General features: G+C 38.1%; 16 protein-coding genes. 2 read left to right on the top strand and 14 right to left on the bottom strand.

Translation table 11 applies throughout. The features are described from left to right. Positions 1–104 precede the first annotated feature (104 nt). From DRF60_RS17885 to DRF60_RS17865, 5 genes are all read right to left on the bottom strand, one after another. Positions 105–869 carry a LytR/AlgR family response regulator transcription factor gene (locus DRF60_RS17885; protein WP_116013940.1) on the bottom strand — a complete coding sequence of 255 codons (765 nt, stop codon included), beginning with the start codon at positions 867–869 and terminating at the stop codon, positions 105–107. Between the two features lie 74 nt (positions 870–943). After that, positions 944–2,263, bottom strand: coding sequence for a RagB/SusD family nutrient uptake outer membrane protein (locus tag DRF60_RS17880; protein ID WP_116013938.1), 1,320 nt, complete (start codon positions 2,261–2,263; stop codon positions 944–946). Positions 2,264–2,274: 11 nt separating this feature from the next. Continuing rightward, complete coding sequence (locus tag DRF60_RS17875; RefSeq protein ID WP_116013935.1) at positions 2,275–5,604, bottom strand: SusC/RagA family TonB-linked outer membrane protein; 3,330 nt, start codon at positions 5,602–5,604, stop codon at positions 2,275–2,277. Between the two features lie 6 nt (positions 5,605–5,610). Then, positions 5,611–8,193 (bottom strand): zinc-dependent metalloprotease, encoded by a 2,583-nt coding sequence (locus DRF60_RS17870; RefSeq protein WP_116013932.1) that lies wholly within the window; start codon positions 8,191–8,193, stop codon positions 5,611–5,613. A 113-nt stretch (positions 8,194–8,306) separates the two neighbouring features. After that, positions 8,307–9,893, bottom strand: a complete 1,587-nt coding sequence (locus tag DRF60_RS17865) for a histidine kinase (protein ID WP_116013929.1) — start codon at positions 9,891–9,893, stop codon at positions 8,307–8,309. 763 nt (positions 9,894–10,656) lie between these two features. On the opposite strand from DRF60_RS17865, the gene DRF60_RS17860 reads away from it, so the two are divergent. Both DRF60_RS17860 and DRF60_RS17855 read left to right on the top strand, forming a co-directional pair. Next, positions 10,657–14,343, top strand: coding sequence for a DUF11 domain-containing protein (locus tag DRF60_RS17860; RefSeq protein ID WP_116013926.1), 3,687 nt, complete (start codon positions 10,657–10,659; stop codon positions 14,341–14,343). A 25-nt stretch (positions 14,344–14,368) separates the two neighbouring features. Further along, on the top strand, positions 14,369–14,902 hold the full coding sequence (locus DRF60_RS17855) for a hypothetical protein (RefSeq protein WP_116013924.1): 534 nt from the start codon (positions 14,369–14,371) through the stop codon (positions 14,900–14,902). A gap of 121 nt (positions 14,903–15,023) precedes the next feature. Here DRF60_RS17855 and DRF60_RS17850 read toward each other — a convergent pair whose 3' ends face one another. From DRF60_RS17850 to DRF60_RS17805, 9 genes are all read right to left on the bottom strand, one after another. Next, positions 15,024–15,335, bottom strand: a complete 312-nt coding sequence (locus DRF60_RS17850; protein WP_116013921.1) for a helix-turn-helix domain-containing protein — start codon at positions 15,333–15,335, stop codon at positions 15,024–15,026. Positions 15,336–15,340: 5 nt separating this feature from the next. Next, entirely contained in the window at positions 15,341–15,766 is a 426-nt protein-coding gene (locus DRF60_RS17845; protein WP_238640238.1) for a transposase, read from the bottom strand. Positions 15,767–15,951: 185 nt separating this feature from the next. Next, entirely contained in the window at positions 15,952–16,923 is a 972-nt protein-coding gene (locus DRF60_RS17835) for a hypothetical protein (protein ID WP_116013915.1), read from the bottom strand. 37 nt (positions 16,924–16,960) lie between these two features. Further along, positions 16,961–17,479, bottom strand: coding sequence for a hypothetical protein (locus DRF60_RS17830; protein ID WP_116013913.1), 519 nt, complete (start codon positions 17,477–17,479; stop codon positions 16,961–16,963). 29 nt (positions 17,480–17,508) lie between these two features. After that, entirely contained in the window at positions 17,509–20,838 is a 3,330-nt protein-coding gene (locus DRF60_RS17825) for a hypothetical protein (protein WP_123902701.1), read from the bottom strand. A 40-nt stretch (positions 20,839–20,878) separates the two neighbouring features. Beyond that, positions 20,879–22,300: an autotransporter outer membrane beta-barrel domain-containing protein gene (locus DRF60_RS17820; RefSeq protein ID WP_116013908.1), complete on the bottom strand. Its 1,422-nt coding sequence runs from the start codon at positions 22,298–22,300 to the stop codon at positions 20,879–20,881. 350 nt (positions 22,301–22,650) lie between these two features. Beyond that, on the bottom strand, positions 22,651–23,115 hold the full coding sequence (locus DRF60_RS17815) for a helix-turn-helix transcriptional regulator (protein ID WP_116013905.1): 465 nt from the start codon (positions 23,113–23,115) through the stop codon (positions 22,651–22,653). 388 nt (positions 23,116–23,503) lie between these two features. After that, on the bottom strand, positions 23,504–24,943 hold the full coding sequence (locus tag DRF60_RS17810) for a tetratricopeptide repeat protein (protein WP_116013902.1): 1,440 nt from the start codon (positions 24,941–24,943) through the stop codon (positions 23,504–23,506). A 413-nt stretch (positions 24,944–25,356) separates the two neighbouring features. Further along, positions 25,357–26,097 (bottom strand): hypothetical protein, encoded by a 741-nt coding sequence (locus DRF60_RS17805; RefSeq protein WP_116013899.1) that lies wholly within the window; start codon positions 26,095–26,097, stop codon positions 25,357–25,359. Between the last annotated feature and the right edge of the window lie 477 nt (positions 26,098–26,574).

The following is a 26,574-nucleotide window of genomic DNA, read 5'->3' as shown; positions in this document are numbered from 1 at the left end:
AGACTTTTACTCATTATCTTCGGTACATTCTGATGGTAATGTGACAATTTATCCAAATGTTTTTTCAAACCCAAAACATTCGGATTTTGCATCAATATTTATGATCAGCTTTTCATCCAGCTTAAGCATTCTGTGATCTGTCTTTTGCTGATAAATACATCTGAATTGATTTCAGGAGCCGGAGAAAGCTTTAATTCCACTTTCTGGCTGGAATGCTTAATGATCTCAACAATTGCATTTTTATTAATAATAAACTTACGGTTGATTTTAAAAAAAAGTTCCGGATTCAGTTTGTGGATGATATCTTTAATGGTATCATCATAAATATAGGTCTGGTTGTCCATCGTCGTGATAAAAAGGTATTTTCCCGAAGCAAAAAAGTAAGCGGTATTATGCTCATCTATTGTCTTCAGCTTATTTCCTTCGCGCACCATAAAATGATTCATCTTTCCTGGATTTCCGGCCTGACGTAAGGTGGAAATAGACCGTAAAACAGGCTCAGGATCAAAATTGGATCTTATGGAGATGAATTTCTGTAACGCCTGATGCAAATCATTCTCTTCAAAAGGTTTCAGAAGATAATCTATGGTAAAATGTCTGAAAACCCGTATCGCATATTCATCAAATGCAGTGATAAAAATAATGGGTATAAAGAGTTCCACCTGTTCGAAAATCTCCAGGCTCATCCCATCTCCCAGATGAATATCCATAAAGATAAGATCCGCCGAATGGTTTTCGAAGAAGTCTATGGCCTGTTTTTTTGAACGGAGAATCACAGTTTCTGTAACAGGAACTACGCTTTGTTTATCCAATAAATCTTTAAGATAATTAACAGCCAGCAATTCATCTTCTATAATGGCGATTTTCATAACATTACAAAAGTACAAAAAAACCGCTAAAACTATTACGTTCAAGCGGTTTAAGGGTTTGCTGTATGAATGTTTTACAAAAATGGATTGTTCTTTTTTGCACTCATCGGAAACTCTATCGTGTATCTCACATCATTCTGCTGCAGAATATATTCCGCACCGTTGACAATATGAATGATTTTTTTCTGGTCTGCACGTCTTAAATCGTACCAGCGATGCCCTTCCAATGCAAATTCTCTGAATCTCTCATCCAGAATATAATTCATGAAATCTGAGCTGTTCATTGGGTTGATGGTGCTCTGAACTGCTGCATATCCTTCCGGATTATATCTGTTCTTTAAAACTTTAAGCAGAGTTTCTTTGGCCTCACTCAGCCTGTTCAGCTTCAATAATGCTTCGGATTTGATAAAATACATTTCCGCCGTTCTGAAAGACACTCTGAAATCTGAGCTTCCTCCTTTGATGACTTTGTATTTGCTTCCGCTTTTTTCAAAGTAAAGTCCAAATCTTTTGTCTGTAGCACTATTATATTTTGAAATCAGTTCCGGAGTGGCAAAAGATAAATTCTGTACGGAACTGTTCATTGCATTATCCAAAGCCAGGATAGATTCTATGGAAGCATAATGATTGGGTGCTGTAGTGGCTGTATTCAAATTGCTCAAATCTCCTTTTACGGCAAGCACCTGGTCTGCATAACTTAAAGCCTTGTTCCAGTCGCCCTGATAAAGAGCTGTTCTGGCCTGAAGTGCCTTCAAGGCAACTTTTGAAAATCTATAATGGACTCCGGACGGATGTTTTTCCTCGACCATCAACCCTTCTGCTTTTTCCATATCTGTGTGAATCTGGTTATAGACTTCCTGTACGGATGAAGGCTTCAATACCTGCTCAAGATCGATTTCGAGACTGATCGGCACTCCTCTGTCTGCAGATGCCGTAGCACTGTTGTATGGTTTTCCGTATAAGTTCACCATATCAAAATAGACATAGGCACGAAGAGCATAAGCCTCTGCCAAAATCTGGCTCTTTTCAGGAGAATCGGCCATTGTTTTGCTTCCTTCATTGATGATCTGATTCAGGTAAAAATTGACGGAATAAAAGCTTACCCATGGAAATTCTGTAGTTGCCTGATCTGTATTTGCATCTTTCCACATGGCTATTTCACGATAAGCAATGAAATCAGTACTATTTTCATCTATACTCACCTCATCGGTACGAAGGGCCGTTAGGGACTTGTGAGCAGGATATTTTGAATAGGCAGACGTAAGCACTTTACGGTAGTCTTCAACGGTTACGGGAATGATTTTCCCTTCAGGCTGTATATCTAAAAAACGATCGCACCCGATACTGGAAAAGCTTAATACGGCAAGTGCAATGAATGTTGTTATTTTTCTCATTTTTTCAAGTTTTAAAAAGAAACATTAAATCCTACGGTAACAGACTTGGTAATAGGCTGCGCGTAAATATTACCATAGGTTTCAGGATCAAAATACCCTTTATATCCATTACTGAAAACAAACAGGTTACGGCCTTCAACACTTAGTCTGAGGCTGGAGATTCCCATGGGATTCGTAAATTCTTTCGGGAGCGTATATCCTAAACGGATACTGCTGATCCTTACATAGCTGATCTCTTTTGCCCATACATCCAGAAGGCTGTAGGCATTGGACCGGTTATCGGCAAACCATTTATTGGCCATCCATCCCGGATTGGATTCCATATCGGGACTGGTAATTCCCGGAAGTGTAGTCCCTGCCTGGTAAATATCTTTGGTATAGTTTCTTCCTCTGTCCAGATCCATTCCACGGTAAGAAGGGGTCTGCATCACAGTCTGCTTCAGATTGAAAGCTGCAGAAATCGTCAGGTCAAAGTTCCGTACTTTGAAGGTATTGATAATTCCTCCGGTAAACTTCGGGTCTCTGTCTCCCACATAGGTGAAAAGGCCTCTCAGTTCAGCATTGGAAAGTTTGGTATCTACCAGCTGGCCCGGCAGGAAGTCTGCATAGACATCATATAATTTAAAGAAATCTTCAGCGCTTACTTTTTCATTTCCTTTCCAGAACATAGGGTTTCCGTTTTCATCCAGTCCTGCTGTTTTCAAAGCAAATACGGCGTTTACAGGAAGTCCTTCTCTGGAAGGAAGCAAAGCATTGTCACGTGGCTGCTCACTAAGTACTCTGCTTTTATTATGTGCGAAATTGATGGTAGTTGTCCATTTGAAATTTTCCTTATCTATATTTCTGGTAGATAACGCCAATTCGAAACCTTTGTTGGTCAAGCTTCCCCAGTTCATCATCGTATATTCAAACCCGGTTTCGAGCGGCGTCTCTTTCATACTGATCATATCCGTCCCCTTTCTGCTGTAGACATCTGCGGTAAGACTGATTCTGTTTTTCAGCATTCCCAAATCAAGACCAAGGTTTGTGTTGGTTGTTTTTTCCCAGCGAAGCTTATCATTGGGCGGACTGATCACGTTAATAATATTCTCTTTATTTCCCGGAAGAATAGTAGCATCAAAATATTCCCCGATAAAGAATGGCGATGTGTTACGGTCTATATTTCCCTGCAGACCATAGGAAGCTCTCAGTCTAAGGTTGGAAACAGCCGTAAAATCTTTCATGAAGTTTTCTTTAGTCACTAACCATGAACCTGAAACGGCCCATATCGGCAGGTATTTATATTTTTTATTAACTCCGAATAAGTTCGTTCCGTCATACCTCATACTTCCGAAGAAAGTATATTTCTGGTCGTATGTATAAGAAGCCGTTGCAAACATGGATGCATATGCATTTTCGATTGGCGGCATTTCGCGGTAAGTTTCATATCTTCTTTCAGCTGCAAAACTTGAAGTCGGGAAAACGATCGCCGTCGCTCTTCTGGTAATGCTGTCATAGCCGAAAGCTCTGGTTACGGTAGTATTATCATCGGTTTTACGGATCTCCGTTCCGGCCATCAAATCAATTTCATGTACGGAATTGATCTTTGTGCTGTAGGCTGCCTGCAATTTCCAGTTGTATTGAAAAAAATCGTTATCCCAGTTTTGTTTCACTCCTCCGTCGGGCAGAAAGTAACGGTACGCGCCATCTTTGTAATAGCGTGTCCCTTCTTTCATCTTTCTTGTAAAGTAGGTGTTTCCGGCAGCAAATTTCTCAGTTTTATTGCTGTCGTACTGCATTCCCAACTGCGAGGTAATTTTCAGGTCTTTTGTTATTTTATATTCTAAATCGAAGATGGCTTTTAATGATAGGTTTTTCAGCGTATAGCTTGTATTATTCCTTTCTTCCAGGAAGTTGAAAGGGATATACCTGTTCTCGAAACCATCAATATCCTGATCATACCTGTAGCTTCCGTCTGCATTGTAAGGCGTAAGGTAAGGATTAGCGTTTCTTGAATAATTTATCGGGCTGATGGAAGCATCGGCATCCGTTACAAACGATTTACGTTCGCTGTGTGTTCCAAAAACAGAGATTCCTGCATTCAGCTTATCACTTATTTTATAATTGTTCTTTAAAGTCAGGTTATAGCGTTTAAAGCCGGTTCCTATCGTTGTTCCTTCTTCATCATAATACCCCAGGGAGAAGTAATAATCCGAACGGTCGCTGCCTCCTGAAAGGCTTAATCCGTATTGCTTGTTGATGGCATTTCTATACAACAGTTTCCCCCAATCTGTATTGTTATTTCTTAAACCATCGATCTGCTGACGGGTAAAGGTATTCAGTGCACCCAAACCTCCGTTTCTGAAGGTATCAAGCTGACTGTTTTTCATTAAAATTCTCATGACCTCTCCTTTATCGGCACGATAAGTCAGGTCAGCACGGCTGGCAAGCATTAATTCAAGATCAACTTTTTCTGAGGCATTCAACAAATTCAGTCTGCCGAAATCTGGACGTGCCGTTACGAAAGTATCTGCTGAAAAGTTCAGCTTCATCGCTCCTTTCTTTCCTTTTTTCGTCGTAATGGAAATCACACCGTTTGCAGCTCTGGCTCCATAAATGGCTGTAGCTGCTGCATCTTTCAGGATGGTAATATCTTCAATATCATTAGGATTAAGTCCGGCAATAGAAAAATTCTGAAGCTGGTCAATATTATCTTTATCACTGAAATTAGGAACGTCATTTCCTTCTAACGGAAGACCGTCAACTACCCATAACGGATCCTGTGGACCGGAAAGGGAAGCTGTTCCCCGGATTCTGATTTTTGCAGGGCTTCCCGGAGCTCCTGTTTCCGGTGTTACCACAACTCCGGCAATCTGTCCTGCCATCATCTGATCCACACTGGCAACACCGGCCTGGCTGATATTATCCATCTTTACCGTTGAAACGGCAGAAGTCTGCTTGCGTTTTTCAATTTTCTGGTATCCGGTAATGATGACTTCCTGAATTTTATTTTTGTCTGAAACTTCAGGAATCAGTCTTACTGTATAGTTAGTCTTATCTTCACTGATCTGAATAATCCTGGATTCATAGCCGGGATAGCTGATCAGTACAGACTTGGTATCTGCAGGAATTTCAAGGATGAATATTCCGTTTTTATCGGTTACCGTACCTACTGATACGCTTTCAATAATTCCTTCAAGGTCAGTTTTGGTGGAAACGGACTGTGTTTCTATTTTTACAGATGCTCCCACAATAACACCAGAGGTATTTTCGTCTTCAATTTTTCCTGTAATAGTTTTCTTTTCCTGGGCCAACGCAATCTGAGCTGCCAAAAGAGGTAAAAGTATTAGAGTTTTTTTCATAGCTGATTATTTGTTTAAAGCCTCTTTTATCCGGATGATCAAGTCTGCGTAATGAGCCCTGGAAGCTTCATCTCCTTTATTGTTAGTTTTATATAGTAAGTTCAGTACTTTCTGGAGTTCTGCTCTTTTATAAGTGGTTACTTCAGATACTCTTTTCATGGATGAATAGTTGATATTTCTAAGACCGTAATCTTCTCCATGGAAGTTGCAGATCATCGGAACGTTCAGCGTATTTTCAACCTTTAAAGCTTTGACTGCTGTTTTTTCAAATAATTTATTGACAGAAACGATTAGGGCATCTACATAATTTTTCTGGGTCATTTTTTCAAGGATGGTTAAACTTCCTTTTTTGCTGAAAATGGCCGCGCGAACCTGATTGAATAAATTTTCTACGGTGTAGATTTCTTCTTTTGAACCGGAAACTTCATGTTTTAATTCATTTTCGATCATTCTGAGCAGTCGGTCATCCATAAACAGGGAGTAAATATTCCCATACTGCATTCCTCTTGCTAAAGTGTACGGAGTCTGCTCGAACGGTCCCATCGGTGAGTTTTTAACCGGGTAGGTTTTCTCTGAAATCGGATTGAAGAACAGCCACTCCGGAAGTTGTATTGCATTTTTAATAAGATAATCTACTGCTCTTTTCTGGGTTTCAGCAGGTACTGCCTCATAGGCTTTTTTATTGCTGCCAAAAACCGTCTGATTCAGGTAAATACCTCCTACATTGGCCATAACATGACCTGTGTAGAGATCCCACTGTCCTATTGCTCCCAGGTACAGCTTTCCAGCATCTGTATAGCTTTTCCCGTCTTCATAAGTCCATGTCAAAATATTTTTTACAACGATCTTTAAATTTCTGATCCCGTATTCACCGGCTTTCATGGCATCATCACCCAGATCTTCAGACTGTGAGCGGGGATCTATGGTTTCCAGGTAACTCTGCTGTTCTCCATAGAAATACATGGGATCATCCTGATGTTTTTCGATTAAATTCTTAAGTCCCTTTTTCTCGGATATTTCGTCCGGATACCAACGGTAGCCCCATTCAATAGCGTATTTATCATAGACTCCGATTTTTGGAGTGATCGCTGTAACTCCATCTTCCGGCTGAGCGACATAATTGTAACGCGCATAATCCATGATAGAAGGTGCAGTTCCTCCCATTTTATCAGTGAATTCTTTTGAACGAAGCGACTCTACAGGGAATGCGAAAGACGCTCCCATATTGTGCTTCAATCCAAAGGTATGCCCTACTTCATGGGAGGATACAAAGCGGATCGCTTCTCCCATATGTTCATCACTGAATGTATTTCCCCTGGCTTTTGGGTCTATTGGTCCTGTCTGAATTCTCATCCATTCCTGAAGGGATGTCATCACATTATGCCACCATATGATATCCGATTCAATGATTTCACCACTTCTCGGATCCACTACCGACGGCCCCATCGCATTGGCCTTAGGTGAGGCAGCATATGTGATCACAGAATATCTTACATCGTCAATATCAAAATCTTCATCTTTTTCATCAGGCATTTTGGCAATAACGGCATTTTTAAAGCCTGCTTTTTCAAAAGCGGCCTGCCAGTCATAGACGCCTGCTATGATCTTTTCACGCCATTGTTTTGGTGTTGATGGGTCTATGTAATAAATAATCGGTTTTTTAGGCTCTACCAGCTCCCCTCTTAAGTATCGTTCTTTATCTTCATCTTTGGGTTCAAGCCTCCATCTGGTAATAAGCTGCTTTTCATCCATTTTCTGCTGACGGTCGTTGAATGTCCAGTGCTTTTCACTGAAAAAGCCGACTCTTGAATCAGCTGTTCTCGGCTGCATCGGTATTTTGGAAAGCAACACGAGATTGGTAGTAACTCCAAGGGTTACCGGCAGATCCACGCCTCCTTCGTTTACGGATGTCGTCAGTTGAGACTTCACTACAAGGTTCTGAGGAAAGGTTTTTACTTTTTCTATGTAGGAAAGGCTTGATTTTACGGATCCTCCAAGACCTACATTGGCCAGAACATCATTGAAACTTTTTTGATTTCCGTCAAAGATTTTATTGACTTTAATGGCTACAGAGGTAGAATCGCTGTTTTGGGCTTCAATATCAAAAACCTCAATCACAGATTCTGAAAAGTTATCTTTAACAGATCTTGTAATGGCGTCATTTTTAGGTGATGATACCTGTGGAACCACAGTTTTCACCCAAACTTTTTTAGCTACGGTGTCCCGGTGAAAGGAAATGACTTTGTTTTCATAGTTCATTCCTTTATTCAGGCCGGCTTCGTTTACCTGCATCGGGACCTGTGACAGTTTATTGACTACCAGAAACTGACGTCCCATCAGGCTATCGGGAATTTCAAAATATACATCTGTTTTTACCTGAATGGTATTAAGAAGGCCTTTTTTGTAAATCCCTTTTTTGATCAGATCATCAATTTTCTTTGTCTTCTTTGATGAAGAATCTGTTTTCTCTGATTTTTCTTTATCTGTTTTTAAAGTGTCTTTTTTCTGTGCAAGTGCTGCCGGTGAGGCTAAAGCCAGTCCTAAGTACAGTGCCAGCCTGTAGTTCTTCATTAAAATAGTCCTATTCATTCCAAATTATTAGATATCCCATGTTTCTGCCCGCAAAACTATAGGTAAAGAAATAATATCAACATTAATAGGGAGTGAGAGGTGTATTTTTGGGAGTGAGTGGATTTCATTTTTTATTCCAATAAGGGTAAAAAACATATGAAATATTCACCATCTACTGAAATATTAACAGAATTATTTTTAAAATAATTATAAACCTGATTCAAATAATCAATTCCGAATTTCTCCCCTTGAACATTTTCTTCAGTCTTTGGCTGCCATGTATTTTTGATACTGACACCATCATGTTCAACAGTGATAATAATATTCAACGGATGATCTATGGTAGCGATATTGTGCTTGATGGCATTTTCCACGATCATCTGAAGGGAAAGATACGGAATCCGTTTTTCCAGGCTTTGGGGGTTATGGATGATGAGATCAAAAGTAAGTTCCTCATTAAACCTGCTTTTCAAAAGATCCATATACTGCCGAATAAAACTGATTTCCTGCGCAACAGAAACTATGTTTTCTCCGGGAGGCACAATAAGATACCGGTAAATCCTGGAAAGGTTCATGGTAAATTTCTGCGCGTTTTCTTTGTTGATCCCTATGAGCATGTAAAGAGAATTCAGCGAATTGAAAAGAAAATGGGGATTGATGTTATTTTTAAGCTGCTGGAGTTGGTTCAGGGCTTCTGCTTTGTGCATTTTTTCATTTTCAACCAACAGGAGATTTTTTTCAGACTGAATCTTTTCTTTTTCCCGGTACGCCAGAGCTGTAGATCTTTGAAACAGTATAAAAACAGTTACAATAAGAAAGAGAGCGGCCAGAAAGATATAAACAGTGTAGGTCTTTGTTTTATTGACGCTTTCATCAATCAGAAAATTGACGTGGTTTACAACTGCATATCCTTCAAAATTATCGGTCTTTAAAGGTTTTATGAAGCGGGTCACGTCTACATCCAGATATTCGGAGACCGTACTTTCTTCTGTATATCCTGTTTTTGTTTGGCGGGCTAAGGTATCTTTGGGTGTAATATTGGTAAACTCAAAAATATTTCTGCCTAAATATTTCTTTTCAGGATGGGTAATACAGACCCCTTCTTTGGTGAAAATGTAGGCATAATTATTGGGCGTTTTATCTATATTAATGAAATATTCGTGAAGATCATCCAGGCTTACTGCAGAACCGTAATATAGCAGATCTTTGTTGGGAAGCGCAAGAGAATCATAGCTTACCCAATACACACTGTCTTTTCGGGTGGTGAGAAAATCACTGAAATGTCCGGAGCCCTTATTTTCTATTTTTATATACTTCCCTTCCTTTTCTTTCTTTCTGAAGAGATAAGATAATGGGCTGCTGCTCACAAATTCCCCCGAAGTATGGCTATAATAGGAATACCAGCTGTAAGGCAGCAGATTACGTTTTTTATTCAGATCGTTTAAAACGGAAGAATATTCTTTATAGTTTTTCAGACCGTCTTTCTGGATTAAAGCCTTAAGCAGGTACTGATAGTCTTCTATGTTCCTGAATTCTTTTTCTATGGTTTCGTATTTCCGGAAAAATGTCTTCCGTGCAAATTCTTCATTGTTTTTCCGGCTGTCATGAGTAATGAGAACGCTCAGAACGGCAAATGCGGCTGCAGCAATTAAACAGGTAGACAGAACTGCTATATAAATAGATTTCTGAGATACTATATGCTTAAAATTAATATTCAATTCTTCTTATGATTATTTTTTTCTGTTGATTTTTAATAATCATATTAATATTTTGTCGGTGTCTGTTTTAAGCGAGGCCTACTATATTTTGCATACACTAAGCGTACAATCTTAGGTTAATTCGGCTAAGCGAATGTTTTAATCGGTGTTTTTGAAGCTCTCAATTCACAGCAGTTCAATTTTAGAATATATAACGAGCAACAATATAATTTGATTTGTAAGTGGAGATTAATTAATTCAAAGCGAGCACTTTAAATATGAAAATCAAACAAGTAAAACCAAGAATTCTAATTTGGGATTACAAATATAAAAAGAAATTAAGCATTTAGGTACTATGCCAATAGATTAGTCACAAAAAACATGTTGGTTTTTATTAATGAAAAAAGCGTCATTCAATAGATCATCTATCTGTTCCTCAATATCCATACGCTCATTCCTTTGATGTAATGTAAGATAATATCCCAAATAATAATTTTGTTTTACAGGAATTAATGCTGTTCCAAACTGCCTTAGCTATCACTGAATTTAAAAAAAAAAAACATTTTAACTTTTCAGGCCGAACAAATATTTTGTATTACCAGAAATTAGCCTGAACAAATTGTCCTGCTATAATATACAAATTTTTTGTTAAAATGTGATAATAATTTTACTTTAACCGGTCTTTTTAATTTTTATTTAAATTTACATTAATAATCAAAAAAAGTTAAAAATTAATAGTAATTATCAATAATAATTACTATTTTTATTCTGAAAAATGTAAATTATGATAAAAACCTTATTTTCTAAACCCAGCAATGGCAGGAGAACTATTAAGGGCAACCTTTTTTTATTAATAGTGCTACTATACACTGTTTGTTTAAAAGCCCAGTCCCCTTCCTTAGAGATGGCCGCAGGCGATAGCAACCCTACTACCAATGTAACAAATGTTGTAGGCAGTACTGTAATCAGACTGCGAAACAATACAGACAATCCTACTGGTAGCACGTATGCTACTTATGCCAATCCAAGTGCTTTGAATGTTACTTATACTATGAGTAATCAACAGTATACACAAGCCAATTTTACCGGCTATAATGGAGCTGTTTTCATGGGATATCCTGGAGAGCCTATTCTTACATTAATGAATGCTTTCGGAAGTACCACTGTTAATACTCCTTTTACAAGCAGTAGTGCACCGGTAGGGACTGGCATTGACATAACAACAAACAGGGCTATCAATTTTTCCACCAATGTTCAACCGCTGACAGCTGCAGGAAGAGCAACAAATCAACGCTGGCAAATGGCAGACTTAACCCTTACTTTTAGCAGACCGGTTAATAATCCATATTTACAGGTTAATGCACTAGGAGGAACATCAAACGCCCAATCTTATACAGCCGAATTTGATTATGTGTCCTCTAATGTGCCGGTATCTTTTTCAAAGATATCGGGTACAGCACTTTTGAATGTTACACCTACTCAAATATTAAATTCTGCCACAACTCCTGATGGTGCAGCTGCAAATTCTTCCAGGGGAACCGTATTGATATCAGGCACAGGCATAACAACAATAACCTTAAGAATATTTACACGGGGAGCAGCTGCCAATACAGGGACTAATTGGCATGGAACAGCAAATACAGCAGGAGATGGATATATGCTGGGAGTAACTGCTTCAGAGTCGAACTTAGGAGTTACAAAAACAGTAAATAACCCAAGCCCTCCTGCAGGGAGTACTATTAATTTCACTGTAACAGCAAATAATACAGGGGCTTCCAATAATACCAACGTAGTCGTAAATGATTTACTTCCGTCCGGATATACATATATTAGCTCTACAGCTTCCACAGGTACTTATAACAGTGGGACTGGTGTTTGGACTATAGGAAATCTCAATGCCGGCGCAAGTGCTACTTTACAAGTTAATGCTACTGTAAAAAGCACAGGTAGCTATATGAACACAGCTACTATTTCCGGAGATCTTCCAGATCCTGATACCACGAATAATACTGCCAGCGTAACACCTACACCGGTTATTACAGATACAGACGGGGATGGAATTGATGATACACTGGATCTGGATGATGATAATGACGGAATTTTGGATACAGCTGAAGGCTATTGTACCTCTCAAAGTGTTTATACCCTGAATATAGCCAGCACCCTGGCAGGAGCTACGATAGGGATTAACGGCGGAAACTTTAATCTGGTATATACTTTAACTTCCGGTCCTGCCGTAGCATCATTAGGAAACAGTTTTAGTGTTCCTTTTGCCTATTCAGACCTTAACAATACGGTGAATGCGCAAAACCATACCTGGAGCGTATTCAATACTTCAGCAACTGAATTCAGAATACTTCCCAACACAACTTCTTTGTATACTGGTTTGCCCACTAATAATACAACCACTGAAGATCAGAGTGGCGCCTCACCAAATACTCCAGATTCCTGGTTTAGGTATCTGCTAAGTACCAATCGGATTACTCAGTTAGGTAATTATACTACAACCATAGGAAATTTACCGACAGTAACGGGAACTTCTTCTTATAGCAGCAATACTGGACTCGATTTATTTTCGAGCTTTAATGCCGCCAATGCCGGAGCGGTCCTGGGAAGCGGTTACTATTCAAGGATGCAGTTACAGAATACCATCAATACAGGGGCCGGAGCTGCAACATTGCCTTTTGGGGTAGATTACGGCAATACGTATACATGGAACTATACAGCATTTACAAGTACAGCAGGTTCGGGAGCAACGAATGCAGGAAATAGAGGATTGATAACTATTTCACAGAATACAGTTACTTTCTGTAATCACAGAGATACCGACGGAGATGGAACGCCAGATTACCTGGATCTGGATTCTGACGGGGATGGCTGTTATGATTCTCTTGAAGGAGATGAAAATGTACTTGTTGCACAGCTAAATCCAAATGGAAGTATTGCAGGAGCTGTTGATGCTCAAGGAGTACCTGTGATCGTAAACTCTGGTGGAGCTGCAGATTCAGGTGCGGATCAGGGACAAGGGATCGGGACTTCAGCTAATTCGGCGATTCAGGATACTCAGTGTTTAACGGGATTCGGATGTACTACCAATATGTATCTTTCTCAATTAAATATATTATATAATGTAGATACTGCTACTAATCCGTTTACTTATACACAAATCGGGGGCGCCGCCGCTACAAATTATAATGCAATAGGTATTAATCCGCTCGATGGTTTCATGTACGGTATGCTTGCCAACTCTAACACAATTATCCGTATCAATGCCAATGGTACCTATAATACACTCGGAACGGTAACAGGTTTACCTGGTGCAGTTATCTATAATTCCGGAGAGATAGATAATCTGGGGAATTACTATGTAAAAATAAATACCAATAACAATCAGATTTACAGAATAAACCTGACAACGTTAACCGCTACAGTGGTTACGCTTACAGCAAGTGTTAATTTACCTGATATGGCATACAGCATCACTACAGGGCTTTTATACGGTGTCAACTCAGCAAATGGGCAGCTTGTATCCGTTAATCCGACTACAGGAACTGTAGTACCAATAGGAATTACGCCCGGTGCAACTAATTTTGGAGCTATGTTCGCTTCCAGCACAGGTGAAATGTATGGTGTAAATAATACAGGAGGATTCTATCAGTTTAATCTTACCACAGGACAGAGAGTTCTGATCTCAAATGCGCCTCCAAGTTCCGGAAATGATGGAGCACATTGCGTTACTACTCCTATAGTTTTCAGTGCTGATCTTGCTGTGACTAAGACAAACGGTGTTACAACCTATGCTCCCGGCACTACCACTACGTATACAATAACGGTGAGCAACAATGGTCCGTTTGGCGTTTTGGGAGCCAGTGTTTCAGATCCCGTTCCTGCAGGAATTCCATCCGCAAATGTTAGTTACACTGCAGTTGCGGCAGGTGGTGCCACTACATCCGTATCCGGAACGCAATCAGGAGCAATTAATGACCTGGTGAGTCTTCCTGTTGGAGGTACTGTAACCTATACAGTGGTGGTAGATATACCTTTTACTTATTCCGGAAACCTTGTTAATACAGTAACCATTACTCCTCCATCTAATATAACTGAAGTCAATAATACCAATAATACGGCAACAGACACGGATACTCAGGCAGTATGTTACAAGCCAGCGGTGACAACAGGAACTGCTTTAGATTCTCCTATGGGAATTACTTCCCTGGCACGAGCAGGCGCCTCTACAGGAGGCAGTAATTGGCCGATGGTAAGAAAAGGCGCATGGACTGTTCTTGAAGCAAAAACAAAAGGCTTTGTACTCAACAGGCTGACCTCTGCACAGATCACTGCTATTCCAGCTGCCAATCTGGTAGAAGGAATGATGGTGTATAATATCACCCTGGACTGTTTACAGGTTAACACCGATGGAACTGCTGCCGGATGGGCGTGCTTTAATACCCAAACTTGTCCTACTAATTAATTAACTTAATTTTAATCTATTTAAGATGAAAAATATATTCGTAATTATATTGACTTTATTTTCTGGGATTGTTTTTTCCCAGATTGCCATAGGTAAGACATCCGTTTCGTCTCCATCCGCTTCACTGGATTTTGAAACTGCCAACCGGGGAATGGTTTTGCCTTGGGTAACTTCAACGGGAGCTGTAACAGGTGTTGTGAACGGAACACTGGTATATGACCTTACCGATAAAAAAGTGAAGGTAAAATATGTTTCCGGCTGGAAAGATCTCTCGGTAAATACTTCAGGAACTACCGTTGATCCGGTGACTAGTGTGGATGGTGTGACTATCCAAAATACAGCTACAGAAAATGCAGCTGCCAAAACATCCATAGGTACTCCAACCTCCACGCCAGGGATTTTGGTTTTGGAAGATAGCAATAAAGCAATGATATTGCCGAAAGTTGCCAGCCCACACCTTAATATAATCAACCCTGCTCCGGGAATGATAGTGTATGATACTTTTAATAAGCAGTTAGCTGTTTTTAACGGCAGTGTCTGGACTTTCTGGAAACAGTAAATATATTGACAAAATCAAAACAAATAAGCAGCCTCAAAATGAGGCTGCTTATTTGTTCCTTTCTAATTTTCAATTTGCAGACACGTTAATTTAAAATTAAGTCAAGATCAAAGGAACTTTATTATATCTTTTCCTGATAAATCTTTTTCCATTTTGCCACAGTATTTCTGCTGAGCTTATACTCATTAGCCAGTTGTGTATTGTTAAGATTATATTCTTTTTGATAACGAAGCAGTACAATGATGGATTCTTCGTCATAAGATTTGGACTGTTGGGTGATATAAGATTTTTTCTCTCCTACTCTTTTCGATATCAAATCATTAAATTTAATAATGTCAATGCTTTTATCCAATTGTGGAATTGTAATCTCTTTTTCTAAGCCTTTAAATTTTAGAAGATCAGAATAAATTTTTTGATAGTTAGGTGTTCTCATAGATTTTAATGTTTTCTTAGCCACTTATACAGGGTAGTTTTTGGAATATTATACTCTTCCGTGATCTGCGATACTGTTTTTTGGTTAGAAGCAACCAGACCAACCAGAAATTCTTTGATTTCCTTGGTATAAATATTTTTTCTGAAAATAATCTTTTCTCCGCTATCTCTTATTCTCTTATTGTTTTTAGTATGGGAGATCCCGTCATACAATAAAAGATGAGTCACATACATTCTAAAAAAATCATATTCCAGCAACTTGCACCATTTTAGAAGAGAATCTGTATCTATACTTTTATTCCCATACATCCTTATCACCTCTTCCTCCCCGGTTTTGAAGAAATTGCATGCTCTTTCAATAGGAATTCCTTTCTGTTCCATCTGTTCTTTAATATAATTTCCTATATGTATTTCTTTAAAATCGATATCCATATTATTGAAGATTAGTTTTTTTTACATGCTTTTCTATCCACCTATAAACCATCCATTTATAAATATTTTTCTTAGAAATATTATTTTCCCTGGAAATTTGTGAAATGCTTTTTTGCTTGGTGTCAATCAGCTCTAAAATAAATTCTCTCATTTCCTTTTCATTGTGATGCATTGTATTCATTGTATTAAGGGACAGATAGTTGTTGCATTGAGAAATTCCGGCTTTCTATTAGAGAATTAGGTGCTGTAATTTGTGCATTTGTTGTCGGCTTGTTTCCGGCTCCCCAATTCATCGTAAGATAAACCCTGTCTCCCGCATTAAGATGCACTATACAGTTTACATTAATGGGTGTATTGGCTGACTGAGCAATAATATCCATAAAATTCCCCCGATTGCCCCCGATAATATTCGCAATAGCTGTCCCATTTTTAGTAATATTCAGGTTAATCCCCGTCCATTGAAAAGTGCCTGAAGGTGCCCCACCGCTCCCAAAATAGGAATATCCTTCTATTTTATACACTCCTGATTCCAAAATCTGCCAGTAGTCTCCTGCATCATTCCAAGTTACAGATCCTCCCTGATTGACAATAACATCTCCTACCGAAAATGGAATAATTTGCGGGATACTGTTATTAAAAGCCGTAAATGCAGCTCCTGTATAAGTTACCGTATCAGTAGCTCCCAGCGCGGCAATAGTTGCAGTTGTTTTGTCAATGAATGTAGCCAGCTCCCATGTGGTACCGGAGGTTGTTCCTTTGCTGATAATCATAGCATAACCACCAGGATTCAACTTAAAGCTTGTAACTCCTGCCCCCGACTGGTTATCTATCAATTCCGTTCCACTTGCTGCGATGGTGAGTTGGCCTGTTCCGGTATTTTTAATATAATATATCCTCCCCAGGATATTTCCAGCAGCAGGACTGGCTGCTACAGCTACCGGCAGAGTAAATGTAGCAGGAGCACTGCCGTTAAATGCCATATAAAAATCATTTACCCCAAGCGTTGTGGAGGCTGATACATTTTTATATTGTCCAGCCATAGAACCATTTATGGTAAGGGTACTTCCCGGTAAAGAGGTATTAATTCCCACATTTCCCGTTTGAGAATAAACAGCGAATGGTAATATGAGTAAAATTGCAAATACTATATTTTTCATAATACTATTTTTTATAAGTTAATAGAGAACAGTTTCATTAAGGTTTCCAAAACGACCATACTGTTCCGTTGAAAACAGCCAGCTGATGCTTTACATTATCATAAACAATCATTCCCGCAGAAGGATTGATGATATTTACATGTGGGCTGTCTACTTTGGGCAATATCATTGCTTTGTTAATATCTGTCAATACTAAAACACCCGGAGTGGTATCAGTAGCAGCATTGGTTCCTATTGCTGTTTTAGCAGAAGATTTTTCAGCCAGCGGATCTTGTAATGCAGTATTCACAGTCCCTGTAGCATCTACACTCAGGTCAAACCAGGTTCCGTTTTTGTGGTATTTGATCTTTTTATCCGTGATATCATAGATCATTGTGCCATCTACAGCTCCTGTTACTCCTGCTGCAGAAGTTACCCAGGGTAACAACAGTCCCCTGTTTTCTGTTCCAAACTCCAATGAAACAGAAGAGTTGGTCACTGAACTCTTGCCTATTGCCACCTGTGAAGAAACACAGATGGAAATAACAGCAAATATTGGTATGAATATTTTTTTCATTTTGAGAATATTATGAGTTGAGAGAGTTACTAATAGTCTGGACAGGTTTGCGTATTGAAACACTGCCAGCTGAATGAAGTTCCATTATTTGTGGTGGTATAGATCTTTAAGCAGTCAGCTTCTTCATCATACACCATCATTCCTTCAACAGGGGTAGCAATAGCATCTACCTGAGCCGTCAGAGGAATCCTGTTCACTACAAATCCTTTGGTTTTGGCTTCCAGTGCTGTCCAGGCTCCTTTACGAACCATTGGCCAATTGCTGTTGTCTGTTCCCGCTCTTCCCAGTGCTGTTATACCAGACTTAGTATCCAATACGGTTCCGGCCAGTACTGCAGGCTTATAGCAGAAACATCCTGAACTTATGGAGGCATTCTGAGAGTCACCTATTCCTTGCCCTGCTGCTCCAACAATAGTAGGAATACCATTAACATCTATACAAGACGAACCAGTACATAAGTTCTGATTAGAAGCTGTAGATCCGGGTCCTACCGTTACACTTCCACCTGCATTAACCAACTGAGAGTTCGTTATAGCAGCCGCTCCTTCCAAAGCATCCAAACATCCGTCATTATCAGAATCCAGATCTAGATGATTAGGAATCCCATCATTATCGGTATCTATAGTTGTACATTGCTCAAATCCATCCAAAAACACATCAAAACCATACGCCCAAACATCTGCTGCTATTCTTAATTCAGCGTTTGTAATTGTTGAAGTTGTTTCATAGGTACTAAAAACTGTTGCATCCGGAAGTACAACTACTTTTCGGCCTGCATCACGGATAAAAACAGCCTTACCATTGGCATCCACCATAGCAGTTTCGTATGTCCTGGTTAAGGAAGCAACTGTCATCTGTATCGCTCCTGATTGATTAAATGTACTTTCCGGCCAATATCCGTTGGCAAAAACAGCATCTCCGATAGGCCCGTAAGGTACATCTGTATTGACATTATTATTAGTGATCTGGTATCCATAATCAGTCGCATTATTTTGAGATACAATCACTCCTTTGCTATTATTATCCGCCCAGGACAATATTCTTGCATTCACTGCTGCTGAAAGCTTATCTGCCGAAGTCTGGGCATCAGCTGCAGATGATCCTACATAGAATATATCTATATTATCTGTCAATAACTGAGCTTCTGTAATGGAAGCTTCCGTAGCATAAGGTATAAAAGTGACTCCGGGAATTTTATTATAAGTGCCTGTATAACTGAAATTAGCTGTATTGCTCAACATATTGATCATTAATCCGTTTCTTCCAAGAGCTGTATTTAGATACCCTATTCTCAGATTTCTCGTCAATCCACTACAAACGTTGCCTTCATTGATATCCAATATACCATCATTATCATCATCCAAATCTGCAGCATCTGGCAGAATATCTCCGTCACTATCCTGACATTTCCTGATCGTAGCATCCAATGCCTGAGGATCATATGTACTCAAATAATCAGGAATTCCATTGGTATTGGTATCTACAATATCTGCTAAACCGTCACTGTCGGTATCTGTTGCCGTACCTGCCAATGAAGTAAAGGCAAAATTAGGAGTTAAAGAAGTTGTTGCTCCCGATTCTAAAGCATCACTACAAGTATCTCCATCGGAATCGAGATCCAAATGATTAGGAATACCATCTCCATCGGTATCTAATGTTGTACATTGAGGAGCTACAAACCTATCAAAGAAGTAGGTCCAGGTGTCTGCAATGGCCTTTTGGTCATTGGTCGTCGGAGTGATCATACCGGATTCAGCATTATATATGGTAGCATCCGGGAAGATCAGCAAATTATATCCTCTATCTGTAATCACTACAGGTCTGAGATTGGCATCTGTCATCAGAATATCAAACTGTCTTGTATTGGACTGAATCGTCATCTGGACTGTCCCTGATTGATTTAAAGCAGTTGTCGGCCAGTATCCGTTAGTATAGGTATTGGTTCCTATTGTTCCCGAAGGGGTGTTGGGATTCACATTATTATTGGTAATGGTATACCCATAATCAACAGCATTATTTTGAAGGACAAATATAGATTTACTGTTATTCTGAGCCCAGGTAATTAATCTGGTATTGAGAGCTGTAGATACCTTATCTGCACTGGTGGTAGCATCATTAGCGGAAGATCCTACAAAAAAAACGTCTATAGTGTTGGCCAATAAACTGGCTTCAGTGATACTGGCTTCAGTGGCAAAAGGGACCAAAGTGATTCCCGTGGTTTTATTATATGTACCGTAGGGACCAAAGTTATTCAGGTTTAATAGCATATTGGAAGCCAGACCGGCGTCTCCAACACCACTTGCTAAATACCCTACTCTGATATTCCTGTTTATTCTTCCGCAGAAGTCTCCTTCGGTGGTATCTAGCACTCCATCGTTATCATCATCTATATCAATAGGATTGGGAACTCCGTCATTATCTGTATCGGTACACAGGTTTTGATTAGAATTGCTGGCATATTTTGCATACGTGGAAACATAGGAAACCTGTCCGCTATCTGCACTCGTTTCTACCGCATTCGCCAAACCATTGGCTCCATAAGGTCCGGGTACCACGCTTACCGTATTGCTAATAGTAGCTCCTCCTTCATAAGCATCGGAACAGCCATCTCCGTCACTGTCGGAATCCAAATGATTGGGCGTTCCATCGCTATCCAAATCTTCGAGACAGGGCCCCGGTTTTGGATGTGCCGAAGGAATATAGGCTGGCACTGATGCAACAATGGATGAAATCTCATGTATTGCGGCGGTATCTGCGGCTCCCGTAGTTAAATTACCTGCGGTAGATGAGCCTATATATCTTATCTGATAAGACGTATATAACGCAGTAGAATTATTGGTAAATGTAATGGTTGCGTTCGCAATATTACTTGCGGCGGAGATTTCCGTATAAAGTACTCCATCGGTAGAACCATATAACTTGGCATACCGAGTAAGTGTTGTAAGCCCTCCTGAGGTACTTACCGTGACTGATTTTAAAGCTATAGCGGTAGGATACGTAAAGGTAAAAATGGGCATTCCTGCCACCATTATTTGAGCCGCTGCAAAATTATATGCAGTAGCAATACCCCCGTCATTGTAATTGTCATTATACAGTACAGGAATATCTTGTCCCACTATAGGATCTCCTGTATCTCCATTTAAAGCAGATACTACGGAACTTATCCGGTTGGCTTCATAAACATTATAAAAACAACTCGGTGATTCTTCCGCATCCGGAATACCATCGTTATCGTCATCCAGATCAATGACATCTGTAATGCCATCACTATCTGAATCCTGGGCTTTTACCATATTTGTCCCTATCGAAAGAAATAAAAATATGGCGAAAAAATTAAATAAAAAGTTAAAATATCTCATTATTTTTATTTTATTGTTAATAATTAAACAATTAAAGTTACTAATTTTCGATAATAATTTTTTCCAAATGTATATTTTTTTCTTTTAAAGCTTTTATTTCCTTCTTTAATTCAAAAACATACAGATACAGCTCTTCTATTTTTTCAAGGTTTATTTCTGCAGCTCTGTTGAGTACAATTCCTCCCTGAGCTTCTATTTCAGAGGCAGAAGGAACTCCCGGTAAATGCTTATTAAGACGTGTATACTCTTCCACCTGCTCCAGGTCCATCATTGTATAAGATGGCTTTAGCTTTGATATTCCATCAAAATGCTTTTCAAACACATAATCAGGGGTTATTGTTCCCGAGGCTAAAATGTTCCCAATAACATGCAGCTTTTGCGAAGGGCTCGTTGTTCCTATCCCGAAATTTCCGCTGCCCGTGAGTATAGCTCTAGTATTACCAGCACCAAATATTAAAGGGGCTGAATTGGTTGTAGTACCTATGAACAATTCTGTGTTTCCTGCAGACATAATTCTAGAGGTGCCATTACTAAGAACATCCATATCAAGCATTCTTGAAGAACCTACTCCTGCTCTTATTACGGAGGCAACAGATCCTACTGAATACAGACGGATATTACCTGCAAAAGTAGATCCGATATCAAACAATATGTTATTAGCCGAATTTTCTGAAAAGAAAAGTTCCTTTCTGTTCATAGAAACCACTCTATGATTAGTAAGCACCCCATCAGAATTATAAATATTAACTCCCTGTGGAAGGGTAACGGAGCCTGAAGAAATCCCGTTTACCGTAGTAGTGAGTGTATTTCCTGAAACCGTGTTGGTCACACTGTTGATGATAGGTGCCGTACGTGCAATCCCGTTGACCGTTGAGGTCATCGTGTTACCCGAGCTGCTTAATAAGTTCGTAGTAGCTGCTGTAATAGCAGGAGCCAGATTAACCGCATTACTTGCAATTCCATTCACTGTACTTGTCAGACTACTCCCGGATAATGACAATGCATTACTGTTAATTATAGGAACAGCAGCACCTGCCACTCCATTGACCGTTGTAGATAAGACGTTGCCTGAAGAAGTGTTGCTCACTGTTTTCACAGCAGTTGTACTTGAAGCAACTCCATTCACTGTAGAAGTAATCGTATTGCCTGTTGAACTCAACACATTGGTAGTGATTCCTGAGCTTTTTGCCAATACCCATTTGGTACCGTCATTATAATATAATGCCGGAATTAAATCATTTACTGTTGCTGTGTTATAGACTACCATTCCCGCCACGTGAACTGATAGAGGTGCCGGGGAAACTGTGGAAACTAATGCCAGTCTTGGAGGCAGAAGACCTTTATTAACTGATACTATATCCAATGCGGCATCGGGATTGGGAGTAGAAGTATTTATACCAACCTGAGCAAACGAGAAAGTTGAAATTAGGAAAATTCCTAATGAAATTACATTTTTTTTCATTGTGTTTTTTTGTTTTTAGAATGTGTGTTTAATCAAAAAGCGAGAAGAAGGAAAGGGTAGAATAAATCGTCCCAATACCAACTTATTAAGAATTTAGATTATTATACCTGTATAGAAGAGGTATGGGTAGGTGTTAGAGTATTTTTCATCTGTTGTGTTGTGTTTTTATAAGACTATCGAATTTTATAGAAATAAGTCTAAAAATTTTAATCCCATATTTCTAATAAGGTTCCGAAGATTTACCATTTGTTTTCAATTACAAATCAATAAAAATATTCTATCGGAAGCAAAAACAAGAGGTACCAACGGAGTACCACAAACACATAAATAACTAATAATCAAAACATTAATTAATTATCGAGGTTATTTCGAAACCATACCACCATATCATCTTTTGCAGGAACGGAAAGTCTTTTTCTTAAATTGTATTTGTTATTTTTCACAGTCTGAACAGCTTTAAAAGTATATTCTGCAATATCTTTTGTATTAAACCCCAAATAAATATAGGCGCATAAAATAAGCTCAGAAACTTTAAGGCTGGAATTGATCTCCAATAATTTTTTCTGAAAATCCGGATATTTTTCCTGAAAGTGCCCCCAAAATTCAGAACTGTTGTTCTTAGCCAGATACATTATTCCATCGAAAGCTTCACTGGTTTTCTGTTTCGATAATAGAGCTTGTGTTTTTTCTTTCTTTTTATTTGAAGCCGATAGCATCCTGCATACTAATGGAATAATTGTGACCGCACTTCCGATTAATAAATAATATATATTAAGATTTTTCTTTTTCTTTTTTTTACGTTGTTTTGTTAACATGCTGAATTAAGTATCATTGATTAATAATTCTTAAAGACATGATTAATAATGGCGTTTTTTAGACCGCAATTATTAAATATGAATTGTACTCGATTGTTTTGGACCCTTTACCTAAATGCTCGTTGTACAGTATCATTTTAAAGCAGAAATATTCATCCTTTTTCATCGTGTTTTTAATTTTTAGTGTTAATATAGAACCTGAATTTAAACCACAAAGCAAAAGAAGTCAGAGTTGAAATCAAAAAAAATAAGGTACCAACGAGGTACCTTTTATATTTAAATATAATAATAACAGACACTTAATATTTCAATAAATTTTTATTTAGTTGTAATTTCTTTTCCTCATTTTCCCAAAATAAAAATTGTTCCTTTTCATTAGGAAAATTATTTAAATTATCCTCATCCATAATATGAAATCTTCTTGTTGGGGAACATTCAGCCTTTTTCTAAGATTGTATTTATTATTTTTTATAGTCTGTACAGCTTTAAAAGTATATTGAGCAATATCTTTTGTATTAAATCCCAGATAAATATAGGCACATAGTATAAGCTCCGAGGTTTTCAAATTAGGATTAATTGTTAATATTCTTCCGCGGAAATCTGGGTATACCTCCTGAAAGCGACCCCAGAATTCAGGGCTGTTTTCTTTTGCCAGCTGTATGACTTCTTCGAAACTTTCATTTACTTTTTTCTTCAGCTCTCTTACCTGTTGATCTTGCTGTAAAATAGCTGCCATATTTTTCGTAAGCAAAAAGTCTTTTTTCTTATTTTTCATATAATGTGAAAAACTCAGCACACTGATTATTATAACTCCTAAAAACAATCCTCCTAAAATATAATACAACTTCATGTTTGAATTTTGGCTCTGTTTCTTTTCATCATTAATAATTTTTTTTTCGGTAGCTTGTATAGCCAACACATTATTCTCAGCTAAACTATCTCTGAGTTTTGTGTATTTCAGTAAATACTCATTAGCTTTATAGACGTTGTTTTGAGAACTATATATTTCAGCTATGTCTTTATAATTCTTCATTACATTTTTAGGTCTCTTCATTCTGATGGATGCTTCAAGTGAATTTTCATAAAACACCAAGGCTTTACTGTACTCACCTTTATTCTTATAATACCGACCCGACATATAATTAAACACCAAATAATCAAATGTTTCCGTAGATATTTTTAAAAGATTTTCAGCTTTATCCAGGTAAAATTTCGCGGAATCTTCGTTCTTTTTTTGGGTGATAAAATAATCGGTAAGGTTAGTTGCTTCCACTACCCGGGGAGAAATTTTATATGCTTTATGCACATAATAATACATTGAATCATTATCCTTGAGTAATCCAAAATTGACAGCTTTACTTCCGTAAATAAAATGCAGTCGTTTTTGTTTCTGCTTTTTGTCCTTTAATTTAAAAGCCTCTTTTAATGCCTTATTATAGTTTTCATTTGATTTTTCAGTGAAACCCAATACATAGTAATTTTTTCCATACAATGTAAACAATGATGATAGTAAAACAGGGTCATCTTCATATTCAGAAACCAAATCTTCTGCTTTTTGAAGATACTGCAGCACTTCATTATAATTTCCTAGGGAATGCAGAAAACCTGCAATATAAGTGTATCCCCGTGCTTTCCCCTTAGCATAATTAATTTTTTCTGACAGCTTAATTGTTTGTTTACTGAACTCTATACCTTCATAGAATTTTTCTTCCTGAAAATATTGATAATACTTATCTTTCTGCAGTTCATCTATTTCTGAAGGAGATAGCTGCTGAGCATAAAATACACAGGAAAGTAACAAAAAAAAGGGTAAAATAAAACGGTACATATATTTTTAGATAAGCATCCAATAAGTAATTTATTCTGAGCCGAGCATTAAACACAATCAGCACACCTAAATTTAATGAAATTAAACATTACTTTAATATAATAACACTAAATAAAAATATGATTGTCATATTAATTTTATTCTACGAATTATATTCGAAAATTCAGAATCAAGATAAATAAAAATTATGCAGAGATATGTAGAATTTTTCTAAAAAAACTACATTTTTCAATGCATTAAGAAGAGCAAGTTTGAATTTTAAGCCATGATACGTATAGCAGTGCCTATCTCTCAATTTATCTAAACTGAAACAGATCAGACAAGATAAGCACCTGATCAATAGGTGCTTATCTTATTTCAAAAATTAAGAACTGGTATTTAATACCTTGACTTTTAATTTATATTTTACCTGCTTATTTTAATCGTCTTACAGAAACTTGTGTCACAGGACCTGAACCAGTTGAACCGGAGCTTGAATACTTGAGCGTATAATCTTGCGTATTTATAGCTCTAAACGAATAGGTGTTTGCTGCCTGCATCGGAATCGAAGTAATTAAAGTATATGTTTGTAAGCCGCCGGTTGGTGCTGCATACGTGTCATTTACCCTGGCTACCCACATTCCAGTGTTATTATTCCATATACCAATAACCGGTGAGGTTCCATTGGCTGTGGAAATCTGTACGTTCATATTAACCTGATAAACCCCGTCAGCAGAAACTTTAAAAGAATTGGTTGCAGCTGTTCCTGTATACAGATTTTCGTTATCAATAATTTCATTATTCAGATTGCCAATGGGATTGGCTACCGTAGCACCCGGAGAACCAGCGCCCGTCATATCAGCAGTCATTTGAACGGTAATTTCCTGTGCAACTAAAAACTGTCCGTTAACAGCTATTACTGTTCCTGTAGATGTGGGAACACCTGCTAAAGTTTGCCATGAAGGTGCAGCACCTGGTCCATTCGATTTCAGTACCTGGCCAATCATACCTGCTGAGCCTGCAGTATTACTATTGCCTCCAACATTAAGTTCGTTCGTAATTTGTAACGAACCATTCACATGAAGACTTTTTTGAGGAGTTGAGGTGCCTACACCAACCTGAGCAAATGCTGGCGCACATATTGAAAAGGTCAATAAAAAAAGTGTTTTTTTCATCCTTAGTATATTAAAAAAAGTTAAAAAGCAGCCTCTTCCTGTGATTCCAGGGATCAATGAGAATGGAGAGGAGGCTGAATACAGTGTTCATTTATGTTCTTAGAATCCAAAAAATCCCTTGGGCTACATTCTAATATTGTACTTGGCTCCAATTATTGAAATGGATTACCTTTTTACTCATATTTAAAGCAAATAAATATTTTATAAATTAAAAGCTCTTTAAATAATTATCTTATTACAAAATTACCGACATTCAATGAAAATTATAAAGAATTTGCATCGACATATATCGATAAACGCATAGATATTTATTGCTAATGATCTATTAACATTAATTAAGTTGGAAGCTTATTCTTGGGTTAATTACCATGTATAGCCAGCACCCTGCAATGTACTTTTAGGAATTAGAATAGCTAAAAAAAATCTGATATCATTAGAGCTAAGAATATCTTTGATACGAATATTGCGGCTGGTTGG

The organism is Chryseobacterium elymi (genome assembly GCF_003385495.1).
Taxonomy (GTDB): domain Bacteria; phylum Bacteroidota; class Bacteroidia; order Flavobacteriales; family Weeksellaceae; genus Chryseobacterium; species Chryseobacterium elymi.
This window is presented reverse-complemented; position numbering and strand designations above follow the sequence as displayed.